The following is an 18008-nucleotide window of genomic DNA, read 5'->3' as shown; positions in this document are numbered from 1 at the left end:
GCGGAGGTCGCTGACGTCGGCCATGGAGGATCGCCCGCGCCGCTGCTACCGCGCCGCCGTCACGAGGTCGGCGACGGTGCGCTCGACGCCGGCGGCGAGCGCCGCCGGACCCGACGGCGCCAATTCGTCGATCCGGCGCACGAGCGCCGAGCCGACGATCGCCCCGTCGGCCACCCCCGCCAGCAGTTTCACCTGCTCCGGCGTGCTCACGCCGAAGCCGACGAGCACGGGGACGCTGGCCTGCGTCCGCAGCCAGGCGACCCGTTCGACGAGCCCGGCGGGGAGTTCGCTCCGCGCGCCGGTCACGCCGGCGACGCTCACGCAGTAGAGGAACCCGGTCGAGCGGCGGGCGATCTCCGCGGCCCGGTCGGCGGGGGTCGTCGGCGTGACGAGGCGCACCAGCGCCAGCCCAGCCCCCCGGCAGGCGGCATCGAGGAGATCCGATTCCTCGAGCGGCAGGTCGGGAACGACGAACCCGGCCAGGCCCGCCGCCGCGGAGTCGGCGACGAAGCGATCGATGCCGCGGCGGTAGATGATCGAATAGCTGACCATCGCCAGGACCGGCATCCGCACGCGCGCGGTCGCCGCGGTGACCATCGCGAACAACTTCTCGAGCGTGAACCCCGCCGCCAGCGCGCGGGTGTAGGAGGCCTGGATCACCGGCCCGTCGGCGATCGGATCACTGTAGGGCACGCCCAGCTCGCAGACGGCCGCACCGGCGCGGTCGAGCGCCTCGATGACGATCGCCGTCGTGGCCAGATCGGGGTCGCCGGCGGTCACGAACGGGGCGAGGGCCTTGCGCCCGTCGGCGGCCAGTGCCGCGAAACGCTCCGCGAGGGGCACCGGTCGCGTGCTCATCCGTGCCCCCCGCCCGCGGCGGCGCGGAGCCGGGCGATCTCGGCGGCATCCTTCTCGCCGCGGCCCGACAGGCAGACGACGATGTGCTCGCTCGCCGGGCGCCTGGCCGCTTCCTCGACCGCCCAGGCGAGGGCATGGGAGGTCTCGAGCGCCGGCAGAATCCCCTCGCGGCGGGCGACGAGATCGAAGGCGGCCAGCGCCGCTGTGTCGGTGACGCTCGTGTATTCGACGCGCTTCGTGTCGTGCCACCAGGCATGCTCGGGACCGACGCCGGGATAGTCGAGGCCGGCCGAGACCGAGTGGACGTCGGCGGTCTGGCCGTCGCCGTCCTGGAGGACATACGACAGACTGCCGTGGAGGATCCCCGGCGAGCCGAACGACAGGCTGGCGGCGTGGTCGCCGGGCTTGCCAGAGCGCCCCCCCGCCTCGACGCCGACGAGACGGATCGAGGCGTGCTCGACGAGGGGATAGAACATCCCCGCGGCGTTGCTCCCGCCGCCGACACAGGCCACGACGCAGTCGGGATCGCGGCCGATCTCCTTCCGGCAGAAGGCGAGCGTCTCGCGGCCGATCACCGATTGGAAGTCGCGGACGATGCGCGGGAAGGGGTGGGGCCCGACGACCGATCCGATGATGTAGTGGGTCGTCTCGACCGATCCCATCCAGTCGCGCATCGCCTCGTTGATCGCGTCGCGCAGCGTGCGCGAGCCACTCTCCACCGGCCGGACCTCCGCCCCCATCATCTTCATGCTGCGGACGTTGGGCTCCTGGCGGCGGACGTCCTCGGAGCCCATGTAGACGACGCAGTCGAGGCCAAACCGGGCGCAGGCGGTGGCCGTGGCGACGCCGTGCTGGCCGGCGCCGGTCTCGGCGATGATCCGCGACTTGCCCATCCGGATCGCCAACAGCGCTTGGCCGAGGGTGTTGTTGATCTTGTGGGCGCCGGTGTGGCCGAGGTCCTCGCGCTTGAGCCAGATCTGGGCTCCGCCGGCGTAGGCGGTGAGCCGCTTGGCGAACAGCAGCGGCGTCGGACGGCCGACGAAGGCCGCGAGCAGCTGGTCGAGCTCTGCCTGGAACGCCGGATCGCCGCGGGCCTCCTCGTAGGCGGCGGTGAGCTGGTCGAGCGCCGCCGACAGCGTCTCGGGCACGTAACGACCGCCAAACCGGCCGAACCGGCCGTGCACGTCGGGCACCTGGGCGATCCCCCCCGCGGGGAGCGGCGGGGCGGCGGTTGGCGGTGTCATCGGGGGCTCCGGGGAGGCGTGACGGAGGGGGCGGCGGCCCGGGCCGGGAGGGCAGCGGGGCGGCGGCGAAGTCCGCACGGCAGCGTAGGATTGCCGCGGCCGATTGTAGCCGGCCCGGCGGCAGCCAGCAGGAGCCGGCCCGAGAGAGGGTTTCCGGTCGGCCGGGGTGAGGACGTGCCCGAGCTACCCGAAGTGGAGACGATGCGGCGCGGTATCGGCCGGATCGTCGGCGGCCGGATCCATGCCGTCCGGTTTCCCCGGTCGACCCGGCGCCCGCTCTCGATCGTGCCCCGCCCCGCGCTGCTCGCCGAGCGCCTCCGCGGTGCCCGGATCGATGCCGTCGAGCGGCATGGCAAGCGGATCGCGATCGGCCTCGAGCCGGCCGGCCCGGAGCGCGCCCTCCGCTGGCTCGTCATCGAGCCGCGGATGACCGGCCTGCTCCTGCTCGTGCCACCGCCGACGGCCGATCACCTGCGGATGGAGCTCGACGTCGGCGATCGCCCCTGCCACCGGCTCCGCTTCTGGGACCAGCGCGGTCTGGGGACGATCCGCCTGGTCGACGCGGCGGGGCTCGAACGTGCCTGCGGTGCGGCGAAACTCGGCGTTGACGGGCTGGCCGTCACCGCCGCCGACCTCGAGCGCGCCCTGGGCGGCTCGCGCCGCGCGATCAAGGTCGCCCTCCTCGACCAACGCGCGGTGGCGGGGATCGGCAACATCTACGCCGCCGAGATCCTCCACCGCGCGGGGATCGACCCGCGCACCCCCTGCCGCCGGCTCGTCGCCGACGACTGGGAGCGCGTCGCCGCCGCCGCCCGCGGGATCCTCGCCGCGGCCGTCGACCACGAGGGCTCGAGCATCGGCGACGAGCTCTACCGCACCGCCGACGACCGGAAGGGGAGCTACCAACGGCTCCACCGCGTGTACGGCCTGGCGGGAACCTCCTGCCGGCGGTGCCGCACGCCGATCGAGCGGATCGTCCAGGCCCAGCGATCGACCTTCTTCTGCCCTGTCTGCCAACCGCGGCGGCGTCGCGCTTCGCCGCGCCGCTCCGGCTGATACGATTGTGTTTTCGCCGCCGTCGCGGTCCCCCGAGGAGCTCCCCATGCAGCCGTCCCTCGCCCACCTCTCGCGCCGTCGCTTCCTCGCCTCCAGTGCCGCGCTGGCCGCCGCCGCGCCCCTGGCCGGTGCCGACGAGCCGACGCGGTCCGCCGAAACGCTCGCCCAGGCGCTCCACGCCACGCTCACGCCGGCGCAGCGCGAGGTGGTCTGCTTCCCCTGGGACTACGTCCACCCCAAGTTCGGCCTGTTGCGCACGCGGGTCGGCAACAACTGGAACGCCACCAAGCCGGAACTGGTCAGCGACTTCTTCACCGGCGAGCAGAAACGACTCGTGCGCGACATCTTCGAGCAGTTGATCCGGCCGGAATGGCAGGGGCGGATCGACAAGCAGCTCGAGGATGATGCCGGCGGCTTCGGCCACGCCCAGTCGATCGCGCTGATCGGAGAGCCGGGGTCGGGGAAGTTCCAGTTCCTGATGACCGGCCGGCACATGACGCTGCGCTGCGACGGCGACTCCGCCGAGCACGTCGCCTTCGGCGGGCCGATCTTCTACGGCCACGATCCCGGCGGCTTCAACGAGGAGGCGACCCACCCGGGCAACGTCTTCTGGCCGCAGGCACTGGCCGCCAACAAGGTGGCGGCGATGCTCGACGGCCGGCAGCGGGAGCTGGCCCTGGTCGCGAAGCAGCCGGCCGAGAGCGCCGTCGCCTTCAAGGGGAGCAAGCTCGAGCAGGGGATTGCCGTGACCGAGCTGTCGGCCGACCAGCGTGCCGAGCTGGAAAACGTGCTCGCCGTCCTCCTCGAGCCGTACCGCGCGGGCGACCAGGCGGAGGTGCGCCGCTGCCTGTCGGCCCAGGGGGGGCTCGACGCCTGCCGGCTCGCCTTCTACCGCGATGGCGACATCGGCGACGACGGCGTCTGGGACTGCTGGCGGCTCGAGGGCCCGGCCTTCGTCTGGCACTACCGCGGCGCGCCGCACGTCCACGTCTGGGTGAACATCGCCGATTCCCCCGACGTGCCGACCAACACCTGACGCGATGGCCGACTGCTGCATCATCGGCGGCGGCGTGATCGGCCTGTCGCTGGCCCGCGAACTGGCCGGCCGCGGCGCGGCCGTCGAGCTGGTGTGTCGTGATCCCGTCGAGCGGACCGCGTCGTGGGCCGCGGCCGGGATCTTCCCCCCGGTGGCCGATGGCCCCGCGGCGACCGCGCTCGAACGGTTCACCGCCTTCAGCGACCGGCTCCACTGGCAGTGGGCGGACGAGCTCCGCGCGGAGACCGGGATCGACAACGGGCTGCGCCGCTGCGGCGGCCTCCACGTCGCCGGCACGCGTGCAGGACGCGAGCGCCTCGCCGCCGCCCGCGCCCGCTGGCTCGCGGCCCGGGTGCGCTGCATCGACTGCGACGGCACGGCCGTCGCCGCCGCCGAACCGGCGCTCGGCGGGGCGGTGGCCCGCGGCACGGTGTCGGCCGGGGTGATCCTCCCCGACGAGGCGCAGATCCGGCCGTCGCGGCACCTCGACGCCCTCCTCGCGTCATGCCGGGCGCGGGGCGTGAGGATCACGACCGCCACCGTGCAGGGGCTCGAGCTCGACGGCCGGCGCGTCGACGGCGTGCGGACCGACGGCGGCACGGTCCGGGCCGAACGGTATTGCCTCGCCGCCGGGAGCTGGTCCGAGGGGCTGGCGGCGGCGCTCGGGCTGGCCCTGCCGACGCGGCCGATCCGCGGCCAGATCGTGCTGGTCAGGCTCCCCCGGCAACTGCTCTCGCGGATCGTGTCGTTCGGGCTCGACTACCTCGTCCCGCGCCCCGACGGACGGTTGCTCGTCGGGGCGACGATCGAGGACGTCGGCTTCGACGACCGGACGACGGCCGCGGGGGAGGCGGGGCTGATCGACGTCGCCCGGCGCCTGCTCGGCGACGTCGACGGGGCGGTCGTCGAGCGGTCGTGGTCGGGGCTGCGGCCCGGCAACCGTGACGGCCGTCCGACGCTGGGCCCGGTGCCGGGATGGGACAACGTCTGGGTGACGACAGGCCACTTCCGCGCCGGCATGCACCTCTCGACGGGCAGCGCCGTCGCCGTCGCCGACATGCTGGACGGCGCCGTGCCGGCGCCATGGCTCGACGCCTTCGCCCCGTGGCGCGATACGGAATGCGACGACGAATCGGTCGACGCCTACCTGGCGCGGGTCGAGGCCGCGGCGGTCAGCCCCCCCTGAGCCGACGGTCACGCGGCCGTCGTCGTCAGCCGCACGTGGATCGCCTCGACGTCGGCGGCGTCGATCGGCCGGGCCGGCTCGGCGGCGGCGACCACGGCGCACAGCTCGACGAGCCTGACGACGCCCGCGGGGATCCCGCCGGCGATCTCGTGGAGCACGCGGAGGCTGTCCGGTCCCCAGCGCACGGCCGGCCGGAGCTCGTGGGCGATCGTCGCGGTCTCGGCCGGCGTCAGCGGCTGGAGAACCGCCCGCACGCGGACGCGGGCGTCGAGTGCCGGGGCGCGGTGGAGGAGCGTGAGCAGACGGCCCTGGCCGCCGAGGACGAGGCCCGGGTGGCGCGCTTCCTCGGCCGACTCGACCAGGTCGCCGAGCGCTGCCGCGGTGGCGAGGTGGGCGTCGTCGACGAGGAGCGTCGCGAGGCCATCGGTGGCGAGCAGCCGCCGCGCCGTGTCGACCGACCGCGCGAGGCGCACCTCTCCGCCGCGCGTGCGGCCGAGAATTCCGTGGAGCAGCGTCGAGACGCCCGTCCCGGCCGGCCCGCAGAGGATCGCCACGCCCCCGGGGCGTTCGAGGGCGTAGAGCACCCGCGCGCAGGCCGCTTCCTGCCCTCCGGTCAGGCGCGGCGTCCACGTCGGGCTGCCGTTCATGCCGCCGCCTCCTCACCGGTGGAGCTTGCGGCGGGGAGCGTCGCCACGACGGCGATGCCCAGCGCCCGGAGCGCCGCGACGTGGGCGGGGCAGGGAAGGGGCGAGGCCGTCACGAGGATCACCCCCTCGCAGCCGCAGGCCAGGCTCACCAGCCGACGGTGGTTGACGGCACCGGGGGGAAACCAGTCGCCGCAGCGCACGACGACGATGCCCCCCGCGGCACCCGGCTCATCGGGCACCGCGCGGAGGACCGGGCCGTCACGCTGCCCCACCACACGGCCCCGGGCGGCAAGGGCGCGGACGATCCCGGCCACCACCACCGGACTGGCCACACCGCTGCCGGCACCCGCGACAGCCACGACCCGACAACCGGCCGCGAGCACCGCATCGGCCAACCGGTGCAGGGGCGCGACCGGCTCTGCTACCGCGGCGCTCATCCCCCCGGGCAGCGCCGCACGACCGGCGTCACCACGGCCGATGCGGGCGAGAAACGCGGCGTCGAGTCGATCCATGGCGGTGTGTCCGGGATGGCCGCGACGGGCCCGGCGCGACGACCGGTCCTTCCGACGGTGGCGCATCGACCGCCGCCCGGGGCCACCTTGAGCGCCAACGGGGCGGTGGACGGCTCGGGGTTTCTGTTTCGATCCGCCGTCCTATCATAGTGGTGCTTTCCGGGCCTTCGCGCCGCATTTCCTTCCCATCCCCCCCACTCGCCCCCATGCCCAACCCCACGCTGCCCGAGGTCCTCCGCGAACGAATCGTGATCCTCGACGGCGCCATGGGGACGATGGTCCACGCCCTTGGGCTCGACGAGCACGGCTTCCGCGGCGACCGGTTCCGCGACCACGGCCGCGACCTCAAGAACTGCATCGACGTCCTCAACCTCTCGCAGGGGGACTCGATCCGCGGGATCCACGCCGCCTACTTCGAAGCCGGCGCCGACATCGTCGAGACCAACACGTTCGGGGCGACGAGCGTGGCGCTGGCCGACTTCGGCCTCCAGTCGTACACCCGCGAGATCAATCTCGTCGCCGCCCGGCTGGCCCGCGAGGCGGCCGATGCCGCGACCGCGAAGACGCCGGGCAAGCCGCGGTTCGTCGCCGGCTCGATCGGGCCGACCAACAAGCAGCTGTCGATCGCCGGCAACGTCGCCGACCCCGGTCATCGCGACGTGACCTACGACGAGATGGTCGCGGCGTACCGCGAGCAGATCGAAGCCCTCATCGACGGCGGCGTCGACCTGCTCCTCGCCGAGACGGCGTTCGACACCCTCGTGCTCAAGGCCTGCCTGCACGCCATCGAACGGACGTTCGCCGATCTCGGCCGGAAGCTGCCGGTGATGGCGTCGTTCACGATCTTCGAGGGGGGGCGGACGCTGTCCGCGCAGACCGTCGAAGCCTGCTGGACGAGCATCTCGCACGTCGACCTGCTCAGCGCCGGGATCAATTGCGCCCTCGGGCCCGACAAGCTCCGCACCCACGTCGCCGACCTGTCGCGGATCACGCCGCGGCTGGTGAGCTGTTACCCCAACGCCGGTCTCCCCAACGCCCTCGGCGGGTTCGACGAGACGCCGGAGATGATGGCCGGGGTGCTCCGCGACTTCGCCGAGGCCGGCTGGCTGAACATCGTCGGCGGCTGCTGCGGCACGACCCCGGCCCACATCAAGGCGATCGCCGACGTGATGCGGAACTATCCGCCGCGGACTCCGGCGCCGCCCCCCCGGCGGAGCCGCTATTCGGGGCTGGAGATGCTCGAGCTGCGCCCGGAGAGCAGCTTCACCGTCGTCGGCGAGCGGACCAACGTCACCGGGTCGCGGGCCTTCGCCCGGCTGATCAAGGAGGAGCGCTACGAGGAGGCGCTCGGAGTCGCCCGCCAGCAGGTCGAGAACGGCGCCAACATCATCGACGTCAACGTCGACGAGGGGATGCTCGACGGCGTCAAGGTGATGACCAAGTTCCTCACGCTGCTGTCGAGCGAGCCGGAGATCTCGCGCGTCCCGATCATGGTCGATTCGTCGCGCTTCGAGGTCCTCGAGGCGGGGCTGAAGTGCATCCAGGGCAAGGGGATCGTCAACTCGATCAGCCTCAAGGAGGGGGAGGAGACGTTCCTCCACCACGCCCGTACGGTCCACGGCTACGGCGCGGCGGTGGTGGTGATGGCATTCGACGAGGAGGGTCAGGCGACCGACGTCGAACGGCGGTTGGCGATCTGCCGGCGGGCGTACCGGCTGCTGACGGAGCAGGCCGGCTTCGCCCCCGAGGACATCATCTTCGACCCCAACATCCTCACCGTCGCGACCGGAATCGAGGAGCACAACCGCTACGCGCTCAACTTCATCGAGGCGACGCGGCTCATCAAGGCCGAGATGCCGGCAGTCAAGGTGTCGGGGGGCGTGAGCAACATCTCGTTCTCGTTCCGCGGCAACGAGGTCGTCCGCGAGGCGATGCATTCCTGTTTCCTGTACCACGCGATCCGCGCCGGCATGGAGATGGGGATCGTCAACGCCGGCCAACTCGCCGTCTACGAGGAGATCGAGCCGGCCCTCAAGGAACGGATCGAGGACGTCCTCTTCGACCGCCGGCCCGACGCCACCGAACGGCTCGTCGAATTCGCCGAGAAGGTCAAGAAGCAGGATGGCGCCGGAGGCTCGCAGGCCGACGCCTGGCGCGGGCTTGACGTCGAGGCCCGGCTGACGCACGCGTTGGTCAAGGGGATCGCCGACCACGTCGAAGAGGACGTCGAGGCGGCCCGGTCGCGCTATGCCACGAGCCTGGAGATCATCGAAGGCCCGCTGATGCGCGGGATGCAGACCGTCGGCGACCTGTTCGGCGAGGGGAAGATGTTCCTCCCCCAGGTCGTGAAGAGCGCCCGGGTGATGAAGCGGGCGGTCAACCACCTCCTCCCCTACATGGAGGCGGAACGGGCGGCGTCCGGAGCGGCCGGCACGAAGCGCGGCAAGGTCCTGATCGCGACCGTCAAGGGCGACGTCCACGACATCGGCAAGAACATCGTCGGCGTCGTCCTCGGCTGCAACGGCTACGAGGTGGTCGACCTCGGCGTGATGGTGCCGTGCACGAAGATCATCGACGAGGCGGTTCGCCACCAGGCCGACATCGTCGGGCTCTCCGGGCTGATCACGCCGAGCCTCGACGAGATGGTCCAGGTGGCCCAGGAATTCGAGCACGCCAAGCTGTCGATGCCGCTGCTCATCGGCGGTGCGACGACGTCGGCACGGCACACGGCGGTGAAGATCGCGCCGAAGTACTCCGGTCCGGTCGTCCACGTCAACGACGCCTCGCGCGCCGCCGGCGTCGTCGAGAAGCTGCTCAACTCGGTCCACCGGGGAGAGTTCATCCAGACGGTCCGCGACGAACAGGCCCGGGACGTCGAGAACTTCAAGCGCCGGCAGGAGACGAAGCTGGTGCCCTACGCCGCCGCCTGCGCGAAGCGCTGGACGACCGACTGGGCCACCGCGCCGATCGCGGTGCCGGAATTCCTCGGCGTCCGCGTCCTCGACGACGTGCCCCTCACGGAGCTCGTGCCGTACATCGACTGGTCGCCGTTCTTCATGTCGTGGGAGCTGAAGGGGAAGTACCCGGCGATCTTTCACGACGCGGTGGTCGGCACCGAGGCGCGGAAACTGCACGGCGACGCCCTGGCGATGCTCGACCGGATCGTCGACGGCCGCACGCTCTCCGCCCGGGGCGTGTACGGCTTTTTCCCGGCCAACGCCGACGGCGACGACATCGTGCTCTACACCGACGACACGCGCTCGGCCGAGCACGGCCGCGTCCACACGCTCCGCCAGCAATGGGAGCGGAAGGGGCAGGACGTGTTCCACGCCCTGGCCGACTTCGTCGCCCCGGTGGGGAGCGGGCGTGCCGACTACGTCGGTGCCTTCGCCTGCACCACGGGCCACGGCTGCGACGAGCTGTGCCGTGAATACGACCGCCAGCACGACGACTATTCGTCGATCATGGTCAAGGCCCTCGCCGACCGGCTCGCCGAGGCGTTCGCCGAGTGGCTCCACGCCGAGGCCCGGCGGGCGTGGGGCTATGGCCGCGACGAGGGGCTGTCGACCGAGGACCTGATCGAGGAGCGCTACCGCGGGATCCGCCCGGCCCCCGGGTATCCCGCCTGCCCGGATCACACCGAGAAGCGGGCCCTGTTCGACTGGCTCGGCGCCGGCAGCGCCGCCGGCATGACCCTCACCGAGAACTACGCGATGCTGCCGGCCGCCAGCGTCAGCGGACTCTACTTCGCCCACCCCGAGAGCCGATATTTCGCAGTGGACCGGATCACGCGTGACCAGGTGGAGGCCTACGCCCTCCGCAAGGGAATGCCGGTGGCCGAGGTGGAGCGGTGGCTGGCGGCGAATCTCGGCTACGACGCGTGACCGAAAACGGGCCGGCGGCGGGCGCCGCCGGCCGTCCCGCGGGGCGACGGGGTCCGCGGCAGATCTTGTTCTCCGACGCCCCCGCGGCGCCGGGCGAGGCGGAGTCGATCGCCTCCCTCACCGACCGCTTCCTCCGCTACATCCGGCACGAGCGGAGCCTCGCCGACAACACCCAGGCCGCCTACCGCCGGGACCTGGCCACGTTCGCGGAGTGGCTCGGGGGCCGTCCGGCGACCACCGCCTCGGTGACCGTCCTCGGCGACTACGTCGCAACGCTGGCACGCCGGGGCCTGGCCCGCGCGAGCATCGCCCGGCAGGCGGCGACGCTGCGGGTGTTCTACGCCTTCCTCCAGCTCGAGGGGCTCGTGGTCGACAGCCCGGCGACGGCCCTCGCCGCCTCCCGGCGCGACGACACGATGCCGGCGACCCTGTCCCCGCGGCAGGTCGATCGGCTGCTGGCCGCCCCCGACACGCGTGCCGCCCATGGCCTCCGCGACCGGGCACTCCTCGAGCTCCTCTACGCGACCGGCTGCCGGGCATCGGAGGTGTCGGGGATGCGGCTGGCCGACGTCCACCTCGCCGAGCGCTACTGCACCTGCCGCGGGAAGGGAAACAAGCAGCGCGTCGTGCCCCTCGGCAAGCGGGCAATCGACGCCCTGACGGCCTGGTTCGAGGGGCCGCGGCGCGAATGGACCGCGGGGAACGCGGCGGACTGGGCGGTGGTGTCGTCGCGGGGCAACCGCCTGTCGCGGATGCGGATCTGGGAGCTCGTCCGCCACCACGCCGCCGCGGCGGGGATCCCCGCCGACATCGGGCCCCACACGCTGCGGCACTCGTTTGCCACCCACCTCGTGGCCGGCGGCGTCGACCTCCGCCACGTGCAGGAGATGCTCGGCCATTCGAGCATCGCCACGACGCAGCGTTACACGCACGTCGATTCGGGGCGGCTCCGCCGGGTCCACGGCCGCTTCCACCCGCGCGGCTGAGCCGCGTCCGGCACCACCGTCAGCCGCGCGGCGCGGCGCGTTTCGGCGGGGTGAACTTGATCTTCCGCACCAGCTCGACGATCCGGCCGTCCTCGACCGTGCCCGACACCGCGGTGATCGCCTGCACGACGTTGAAGTAGCGCAGACCGTAGTCGCAGTCGAACTCGACCTCGGTCCGCTCGGCGAGCGAGTTGGGGCCGCGGGCATCGCCCACCAACCCGACCACCTTGCGGCGCAGCTCGGCGAAGTCGGCGATCGGGGCGCCGTTCATCGTGATCCCGGCGAGCTGACCGTCGGGATTCGCGGCGAGGCGGACGCGGATCGGCGGCACCTGCTGGTCGTCGGGAACGGCCGCGGCCGCCGTCGCCAGGGGCATGCGGACGTCGAAATCCCCCTCCGGTGCGACCACCTTGAGGGTGCACATGAAAAACGACATCAGCTGGAACACGACGTCGATCATCGGCGTCATGTTGATCTCGACTTTGTCGCCGAGCGTGCTGGCGGCCCGCCGTCGCATCGTGCTACCCCTCGTCGTACTGGGCCCGGAGGGCGAAGCGTTCGAACCCCTTCTCCTGGCAGATGCGGATGACCTCCTGGACCTCGCCGGTCTTCGACCGGCCGTCGGCCCGGATGATCACCGTCGCCCCGGCGGGCTCGCGCCCGGCGTCGAGCATCACCGTCTTCTCGCGTTCCAGGTAGCCGCCGATGTCGCGGACGGCGATCAACTCGCCGGCGTAGATCACCGACCCGGCGCTGGTGAGCTGGAGCGTGAGCGGCTTCTCGACGACGCGATCCGACGGCTTGGCGAGTTGACTGAGCGGCAGCCGGATCCGCTCGTCCTGCTCGGCCTCGGAGAAGTTCATCACGAACATGAAGAACGTGATCAACTGGAACGTCATGTCGATCATCGGCGTCATGTCGATGTCGGTGGTCGGCGGCCCCGCCGCGCCAGGCCTACGCGCCATGGGTGCGATCCTCGCGTCCCGCTGCCGCAGCCGAACCGGCGCCCGAACCGGTGGCCCCGCGGGCCGTCTTCGTCCCCATGCTCTCGAACCGTTCCATCAACGCCAGCGCCTCCTCGTCGACCTCGCCGTTGAGCCGCTGGAGCCAGTTGCGGAACAGCGCGAAACAGGCGATCGCCGGGATCGCCAGCCACAGGCCGATGAGCGTCGTGATCAACGCCTGGGAGATGCCGATCGCCAGCTCCGCCGGCTTCGGGGCGGTGGCACTCTTGGCGATCACCATGAACGCCGACACCATCCCGTCGACCGTGCCGAGCAGGCCGAACATCGGCGCCAGCGCTCCGATCAGCGAGATGTAGCTCACCTTGTGGTCGAGCTTCATCGATTCCTCGGCCTCGACCTCCTGCATCGCCTCGACCGCGGCAGGGTAGCCCGCCTGGAGCTTCCCCATCCCGGCGGCGAGGACGCGGCCGAGGTAGGAATCATCGGCCTTCGCCAGCTCGTAGGCCTGCTGGTATTCCTTGTTGTCGAGGTGGGCCTTGAATCCGTCGCGCAGCGCCGGCGGGATGAGCACCTGCCGCCGGATCTGCAGGAAACACATCACCAACAGCGCGACCAGCAGGAACGACAGCACGAGGAACACGATCACGTACCGCAGCCCGAGCGCCTTGTAGTAGAAGACGAGCATGCTCTCGCCTTCCTCGGCTGGGGCCTCGTCGGCGGCGTCGTCCTGGGCGTACGCTGCCGCCGGGGCGACGACGAGCGCCGCTGGCAGGGCGACCATCGTCAGGCCTGGCGCGCCGCCCGACAGCCCCGCCGCGGCCCGCAGGATCATCGCGCCGTACAGCGCCACGATCGACGCCAGCCGTGCCCCGCCGGTCCGTCTTTCGCTCGTTCCGCTCGCCATGCCGCACTCCTCGGGGGATCGATTCGGACAGGATCGTATTCCAAGTGCGTCGCAGGGGGCAAAGCTCCCCGCCGACTCCGGTCCCTCAGGACGCTTTCGGGGTGGCGGCCTGCTTCGCCCAACGGCTGCCGGGATAACTCGCTTCCAGGGTGCCGCGGGCTTCACGCGCGCGCTCGGGATTTTGCCCCCGCTCCCACAGTTCCGCGAGGTTCCACAGCGCCTCGGCGTGGGCCTCCGGGGAGCCGTTGTAGACCAAATCGACGGTGAGAAACGCGATCAGGGCGTCCTGGTCGTTGGCGCCGGTGGCCCGGTAGGCGGAGCCCAGCGTGTTGTAGGCCACCGCCAGCGTCGCCCCCTCCTCGGGGTTGGATTGCGCGATCGCGCCACGGGCGACGGCGATCGCATCGTCGTTCCGCCCCAGTCCGATCAGGCACCGCGCCCGCCCCAGCGCGGCGGCGCGCTTCTGCTCGCTGCCGGCATCGTCTCCGGCATCGACCGCCAGCGCCGCGTCGAACTCGGTGAGCGCCTCGGCGAACTTCCGCTGCTCGAGCATCATCCGTGCCCGCGCCGCGGCCGCCCTGACCTTGAAGGCCGGCGGCCCCTTGGCGAGCAGCGCGTAGGCCGCGAGGGCGTTGTCGCCGCGCCCTGCGCGGGCGAGGAGGTCGCCGAGCAACTCCTGGGCCTCGTAGAAATGGTGGCCGGAGGCGTGCTTGCCGAGGAACTCGTTGACCAACCTGCCGGCGTCGCGCGGATCGGCGCCGGTGGCCAGGGCCACCCGCCCGGCGGCGACCGCCTTGACGTAGTCCATGTCGGCGAGGATCGGAGCCTCGACGCCATCGAGCTCGGCGGCCTCGACCTTGGCGATCTCCGCGAGGGCCTCGGCGGCGCGCCCCCGCGCCAGCATTCCCCGTGCCGACCGCAACGACGGCGGCTCGCCGGCGAACTGCACCTCCTTGAGCCGATCGATCGGCACGCGGCGAATCTCGCCGGCCCGATCCTCGAGCTGCACCTCGTCGGGGCTCAGACCGGTGATCTTGCCGGTCAAGGTGCCGTCGGTCGTCACGATCCGGTCGGTGGTCTGGGCGCCGGCCAGCGGGGCCAGCAGCGCCGCGACCACAAACCCGCGAACGGCCGCCAGCAGACCCTGGAAAAGGTGATCGGCAGCCGGATGCGGCCGACGGCGAGCCGGGAAACCCTCGGCGTTTCCCGCGGTCGCGCCAGGCACCAGCGGACCGGTGGACACTGGCCTCAGAGGGCTTTGTCGACGGACAACCAGCGTCGCACTCGGCGCCGTCGACCGTCGGCTGGGGGCGGGGGCACGGATCATCCTGCATTCTCCAGTTCGGCGAGGCCGGACGGGCTGGGCGCGCCACGCTCCTTCTGGATCTCGCGGAGGAGCTTGTCGAAACGGGCACGCGAGGCCTCGCCGCCGAGGCCGGGGTAGAGCTTGTAGGTGATGGCGACGTCGTTGAACGCCATCTCGAGCAGCTTGGCGCGCTGGGAGTCGCTGCGGCCCGCCTGGAGCAGCCGGGCGGCGGCGACACGGTAGCGCGCGTCGAAGAACCGGTCCCGGGCCTCGAGGGCGCGGGGATCCTCCGACGCGAAGGCCTGACGGGAGAGCTTCGACGCGATCCCGCCCCAGCCCCAGGCGACGCTCTTGCCGGCCGTCCGGCCGACGATCGATTCGCGGAGGAACGTCTCGGCACGGGCCTTGTCAGCCGCCTTCTCACCGGCGGCCTGGAGCAGTTCGGCGGCCTGGAGCTGGACGTCGAGGGCGTTTTGCCGCTTCGGATCGGAGAGCACCCAGTCGAGGTGCGTGAGCGCCTCGTCGAACCGCCCCAGCTCGCGGTAGGCGCCGGCGAGCCGGAGGCGGATCGACGGCTCGAACCGCGCGACCTCGTCTCCCCCGGTGGCGAGCACCCCCTCGAACGACTTCACCGCCTTGTCGAGAAAACCGGCGGCCCGCTCGCGCCCCACCCCCGAGGCACCGCCGCCGGCGCCGAGGCTGAGGTACGTGTTGCCGACCCACATCCGCGACGAGACCTTCGCGTCGCGGCGGGCGACGCCGTCGAGAAACTGCTCGAACCCGCCGACGAGGGCCTTGAGCTTCGCCTGGGCCTCGGGTGTCTGTGCGCCCTCGGCCGCCAACTCGGCCAATTGCCCCTCGAGATCGCGCCCCATCGCCAGGTACATCGCGGTCAGCTTCGCGGACGCCTCGGCACCGGTGCCGGCGAGTTTTTCGAGCCGGTCCATCGCCTGCTGGGCGCGGCCCAGCGCCGAGGGGTCGGTGGCCGACGACTGGATGAACGCCCGCAGCGCCACCGACAGGGCCCCTTCCGCGAGCGGCCCGGTGGCCAGCGCCGGATCGCCGGGCTCGGCGCTGACGACGGTCCAGGGGCCATGGCCGGGGTGGTCGAGGAGTTGCATCGCCCGCGGCAGGTCGCCGTCGTCGAGCGCCACCTGGGCCCGCGCCAGGGCACCGGCGACGGTCGCGGCATCGGGCCGGGCCCCCTCGGGCACGGCTGCCAGCCCGGCGTCGAGCGACCGCACGGCCGTGTCGCGCCAGGCGGCGACCGTCTCCTCGGGGAGACGCTCCGCGGCGGGCAGACGCCGCTGCTCCTGGACCTCGCGCCACAGGGCCGCGCCGCCGCGGAGTTGCAATTCACCGCGCCGTGGCGAGCCGTCGGGGATCCGGCCGATCAGTTCGACCAGCCGGGGGCCGTCGTGCGACTCGCCGGCGCTGGCCAGCGCGATGACGCCCGCTTCCGCCCCCTCGGCGTCGGTGGGCCAGGTCCGCATGATCCGCTCGGCGACGTCGGCGCAGCGGTCGCGTGCGGCCGACTTCCACGGCTGCGGGCCGCTCCGGGCAAGCTGCTGCCAACTGGCCATGGCGATCGTCGCCGCCTGCCGGCTCCCGCGGGCATTGGGGTAGTGGGTGACGAGAAAATCGCCCAGCGCCGCGGCGTCGTGGAGCCGACGCGCGTCGTAGAGGAGGAACGTCATCCAGTACCGCGCCTGGTTGAGCTGCTCGCGGTCGTCAGGCCCGGCACGCTCGATCACCCTGCGGACGCTCACCAGGGCCTTGTCACGGGCCGCGGTCACGGCAGCGGCCTCCTCGTCGCCGGGCTGACCGGCCGCGCGGGCCTGCTTGAGCGCCGCCTGTTTGGCCTGGAAATCGGCAAGCGACGCGCCGGCGGCCTCGAACGCCCCGGCGAACGACTCCGCTGCGTCGCCGTCGTCGGGAACGGAACTGCCGAGGCGCTCGAGCAGGGACCGCGCGTCGCGGGCGTAGTCGCGGTTGATCCGCGCCACCTCGAGCGCCAGCTTCCGCGCGTCGCGCAGCGCCGCCGTCCGTTTGCCCTTGTCGTCTTCGGCCGCGGCCCGCTGCTCGAGGAGCAGCGCTGCCCGGTACTTCATCGCCAGCCAATCGGCGTCGAGCCGATCGGCCGGCACCGCGGCCAGCGCGAGACGCTGCAGGCGGTCGTCGAAGGCGGCGTAGTTCTTGGTGTCGAGCCAGCACTCGAGCGCCGTCGCGATCCCCTTGGCGCGGAGGCCGGGGATGATCCCCGTATCCCCCTCCAGCCCGTTGATCGTCGCCAGCGTCGCCAGGGCACGGTCGACGAGTTTCTTCCGCTCGTCGGCGTTCGTCTCGGCGAGTCCCTTGGCGGCGTAGGTGCGCCCCTCGTAGTACCGCGCGAACAGGCCGGCGCCACGGCTCGGGTACTTGTCGGCCAGCTCACGGTAGCGGTTGCCGGCCGCGTCCATCGTCCCGCGCCACTCGTTGGTTCCCGGCGGCAGTGCCTTGGCCTTCTCGAACCAGGCAGCGGCGGCCAGCAGACGAGTGCTCAGGAGCTGCCCGCGGAGCATGTCCTGCCGCTCTTCGAGCTTCTCCTGGGCCTTCGTGTCGGCCGCCAGGCGCCGCGCGGGACGGCGCGGTTTCGCCTCCGCCTCGTCTTTGGGTCCGGCGACTTCCGCGAGCTGCCCGTCGACCTGCCGCAGCTCCTTGAGAACCGCCTCCTCGGCGCTGGTCACTGAGGTGATCTCGGCACCGGCCTCGCGCTTCGGCCCTTCGAGGACGCGGATCGCCTGGTCGAAGAACCCCAGTGCCTCCGCGGCGAGGGGCGCGGCGTTTTCCCCCGGCCGCTTCGCCTGCTCGAGCTTCGCCCGGCCGCGCTCGACCAACAGGTTGCCGAGCTGCTGGTAGGCCGTGATCGCCAGATCGCCGCTGGGCCCCGTCTGCAGGAATCGGTCGATCTCCCCCGCCGCGCGGTCGAGCAAAGCGGCCCGTTTCGCGGCGGTCGCCTCGCTGCGGCTGGCGGCGACCAGCGCCTCGGCACGCCGGTAGGGAACCTCGGCCTTGAGATCCGGGGCGGCCGTGGCATCGGCTTCGACGCGGTCGAGAACCCACAGGGAGACGTCGCTCATCTGCCGCTCGGCGAGGGCGTCGAGCAGCCGGCGGGTCGTGAGCGTCGCCGTCGAAGGCTCGTCGGCGTGGATGCCATCCAGACCGTTCAGGAGCAGCGTGGCGATCGCGAGCATCCAGGGCCGACCGCGCCAGCCACCACCGCGCCTCCCGGCCGTTGCCGATGGCCGGGAGGGCAACCACGTCCGTCGCGGCGTCGATGGGCCGCCAGAAAGTGAGGTCATGTCCACGCGACCGCGGATGAGCATTCCACCACCCCGGTCGACATTGTGGGGTCAGGCCGGTGGACCGTCAAACCGCGGGCACC

The 18008-nt window shown here is 72.3% G+C and carries 14 protein-coding genes; 5 read left to right on the top strand and 9 right to left on the bottom strand.

Annotation, left to right across the window (positions count from 1 at the left end; all coding sequences use genetic code 11):
* Positions 1–45: 45 nt before the first annotated feature.
* Together FJ309_00660 and trpB are read right to left on the bottom strand one after the other, a co-directional pair.
* Positions 46–858: a tryptophan synthase subunit alpha gene (locus tag FJ309_00660; GenBank protein MBM3953127.1), complete on the bottom strand. Its 813-nt coding sequence runs from the start codon at positions 856–858 to the stop codon at positions 46–48.
* The gene (trpB, locus tag FJ309_00655; protein ID MBM3953126.1) at positions 855–2102 is read right to left on the bottom strand and encodes a tryptophan synthase subunit beta; all 1248 of its coding nucleotides are present in this window, start codon (positions 2100–2102) and stop codon (positions 855–857) included. Before trpB ends, FJ309_00660 begins: the two co-directional genes overlap by 4 nt.
* 174 nt (positions 2103–2276) lie before the next feature.
* On the opposite strand from trpB, the gene mutM reads away from it, so the two are divergent.
* The 3 genes from mutM to FJ309_00640 are packed head-to-tail and all read left to right on the top strand — an operon-like array spanning position 2277 to position 5380.
* The gene (gene mutM / locus FJ309_00650) at positions 2277–3158 is read left to right on the top strand and encodes a bifunctional DNA-formamidopyrimidine glycosylase/DNA-(apurinic or apyrimidinic site) lyase (protein MBM3953125.1); all 882 of its coding nucleotides are present in this window, start codon (positions 2277–2279) and stop codon (positions 3156–3158) included.
* Between the two features lie 46 nt (positions 3159–3204).
* Positions 3205–4194 carry a DUF3500 domain-containing protein gene (locus FJ309_00645; protein MBM3953124.1) on the top strand — a complete coding sequence of 330 codons (990 nt, stop codon included), beginning with the start codon at positions 3205–3207 and terminating at the stop codon, positions 4192–4194.
* 4 nt (positions 4195–4198) lie between these two features.
* Positions 4199–5380, top strand: coding sequence for an FAD-dependent oxidoreductase (locus FJ309_00640; protein ID MBM3953123.1), 1182 nt, complete (start codon positions 4199–4201; stop codon positions 5378–5380).
* A gap of 8 nt (positions 5381–5388) precedes the next feature.
* Here FJ309_00640 and FJ309_00635 read toward each other — a convergent pair whose 3' ends face one another.
* Both FJ309_00635 and FJ309_00630 read right to left on the bottom strand, forming a co-directional pair.
* On the bottom strand, positions 5389–6027 hold the full coding sequence (locus FJ309_00635) for a hypothetical protein (protein MBM3953122.1): 639 nt from the start codon (positions 6025–6027) through the stop codon (positions 5389–5391).
* Entirely contained in the window at positions 6024–6539 is a 516-nt protein-coding gene (locus tag FJ309_00630; GenBank protein ID MBM3953121.1) for a hypothetical protein, read from the bottom strand. Before FJ309_00630 ends, FJ309_00635 begins: the two co-directional genes overlap by 4 nt.
* 206 nt (positions 6540–6745) lie before the next feature.
* Between FJ309_00630 and metH the strand changes: the two genes are divergently transcribed.
* Entirely contained in the window at positions 6746–10423 is a 3678-nt protein-coding gene (metH, locus tag FJ309_00625; GenBank protein MBM3953120.1) for a methionine synthase, read from the top strand.
* A 62-nt stretch (positions 10424–10485) separates the two neighbouring features.
* Complete coding sequence (locus FJ309_00620; protein ID MBM3953119.1) at positions 10486–11409, top strand: tyrosine recombinase XerD; 924 nt, start codon at positions 10486–10488, stop codon at positions 11407–11409.
* 19 nt (positions 11410–11428) lie between these two features.
* On the opposite strand, the gene FJ309_00615 is transcribed toward FJ309_00620, so the two are convergent.
* From FJ309_00615 to FJ309_00595, 5 genes are all read right to left on the bottom strand, one after another.
* Positions 11429–11926, bottom strand: a complete 498-nt coding sequence (locus FJ309_00615; protein ID MBM3953118.1) for a biopolymer transporter ExbD — start codon at positions 11924–11926, stop codon at positions 11429–11431.
* Between the two features lie 4 nt (positions 11927–11930).
* Positions 11931–12374, bottom strand: coding sequence for a biopolymer transporter ExbD (locus tag FJ309_00610; GenBank protein MBM3953117.1), 444 nt, complete (start codon positions 12372–12374; stop codon positions 11931–11933).
* A complete protein-coding gene (locus FJ309_00605; protein MBM3953116.1) occupies positions 12364–13155 on the bottom strand; it encodes a MotA/TolQ/ExbB proton channel family protein in 792 nt (263 codons plus the stop codon). The genes FJ309_00610 and FJ309_00605 overlap by 11 nt, the downstream gene beginning before the upstream one ends.
* Before the next feature lie 208 nt (positions 13156–13363).
* A complete protein-coding gene (locus FJ309_00600; GenBank protein ID MBM3953115.1) occupies positions 13364–14503 on the bottom strand; it encodes a hypothetical protein in 1140 nt (379 codons plus the stop codon).
* 98 nt (positions 14504–14601) lie between these two features.
* Positions 14602–17817: a hypothetical protein gene (locus tag FJ309_00595; GenBank protein MBM3953114.1), complete on the bottom strand. Its 3216-nt coding sequence runs from the start codon at positions 17815–17817 to the stop codon at positions 14602–14604.
* Positions 17818–18008 lie beyond the last annotated feature (191 nt).

This window comes from Planctomycetota bacterium (assembly GCA_016872555.1).
Classification (GTDB): domain Bacteria; phylum Planctomycetota; class Planctomycetia; order Pirellulales; family UBA1268; genus F1-20-MAGs016.
The sequence above is the reverse complement of the archived record's forward strand: the minus strand, read 5'-3'. Positions and strand labels throughout refer to the sequence as shown.

Bases quoted from the DNA above. Each gene is read 5' to 3' on its own strand.
- FJ309_00660 (MBM3953127.1), bottom strand. From the start codon at position 858: ATGAGCACGCGACCGGTGCCCCTCGCGGAGCGTTTCGCGGCACTGGCC.
- trpB (MBM3953126.1), bottom strand. From the start codon at position 2,102: ATGACACCGCCAACCGCCGCCCCGCCGCTCCCCGCGGGGGGGATCGCC.
- FJ309_00645 (MBM3953124.1), top strand. From the start codon at position 3,205: ATGCAGCCGTCCCTCGCCCACCTCTCGCGCCGTCGCTTCCTCGCCTCC.
- FJ309_00640 (MBM3953123.1), top strand. From the start codon at position 4,199: ATGGCCGACTGCTGCATCATCGGCGGCGGCGTGATCGGCCTGTCGCTG.
- FJ309_00635 (MBM3953122.1), bottom strand. From the start codon at position 6,027: ATGAACGGCAGCCCGACGTGGACGCCGCGCCTGACCGGAGGGCAGGAA.
- FJ309_00630 (MBM3953121.1), bottom strand. From the start codon at position 6,539: ATGGATCGACTCGACGCCGCGTTTCTCGCCCGCATCGGCCGTGGTGAC.
- metH (MBM3953120.1), top strand. From the start codon at position 6,746: ATGCCCAACCCCACGCTGCCCGAGGTCCTCCGCGAACGAATCGTGATC.
- FJ309_00615 (MBM3953118.1), bottom strand. From the start codon at position 11,926: ATGCGACGGCGGGCCGCCAGCACGCTCGGCGACAAAGTCGAGATCAAC.
- FJ309_00610 (MBM3953117.1), bottom strand. From the start codon at position 12,374: ATGGCGCGTAGGCCTGGCGCGGCGGGGCCGCCGACCACCGACATCGAC.
- FJ309_00605 (MBM3953116.1), bottom strand. From the start codon at position 13,155: ATGGTCGCCCTGCCAGCGGCGCTCGTCGTCGCCCCGGCGGCAGCGTAC.
- FJ309_00595 (MBM3953114.1), bottom strand. From the start codon at position 17,817: ATGCTCGCGATCGCCACGCTGCTCCTGAACGGTCTGGATGGCATCCAC.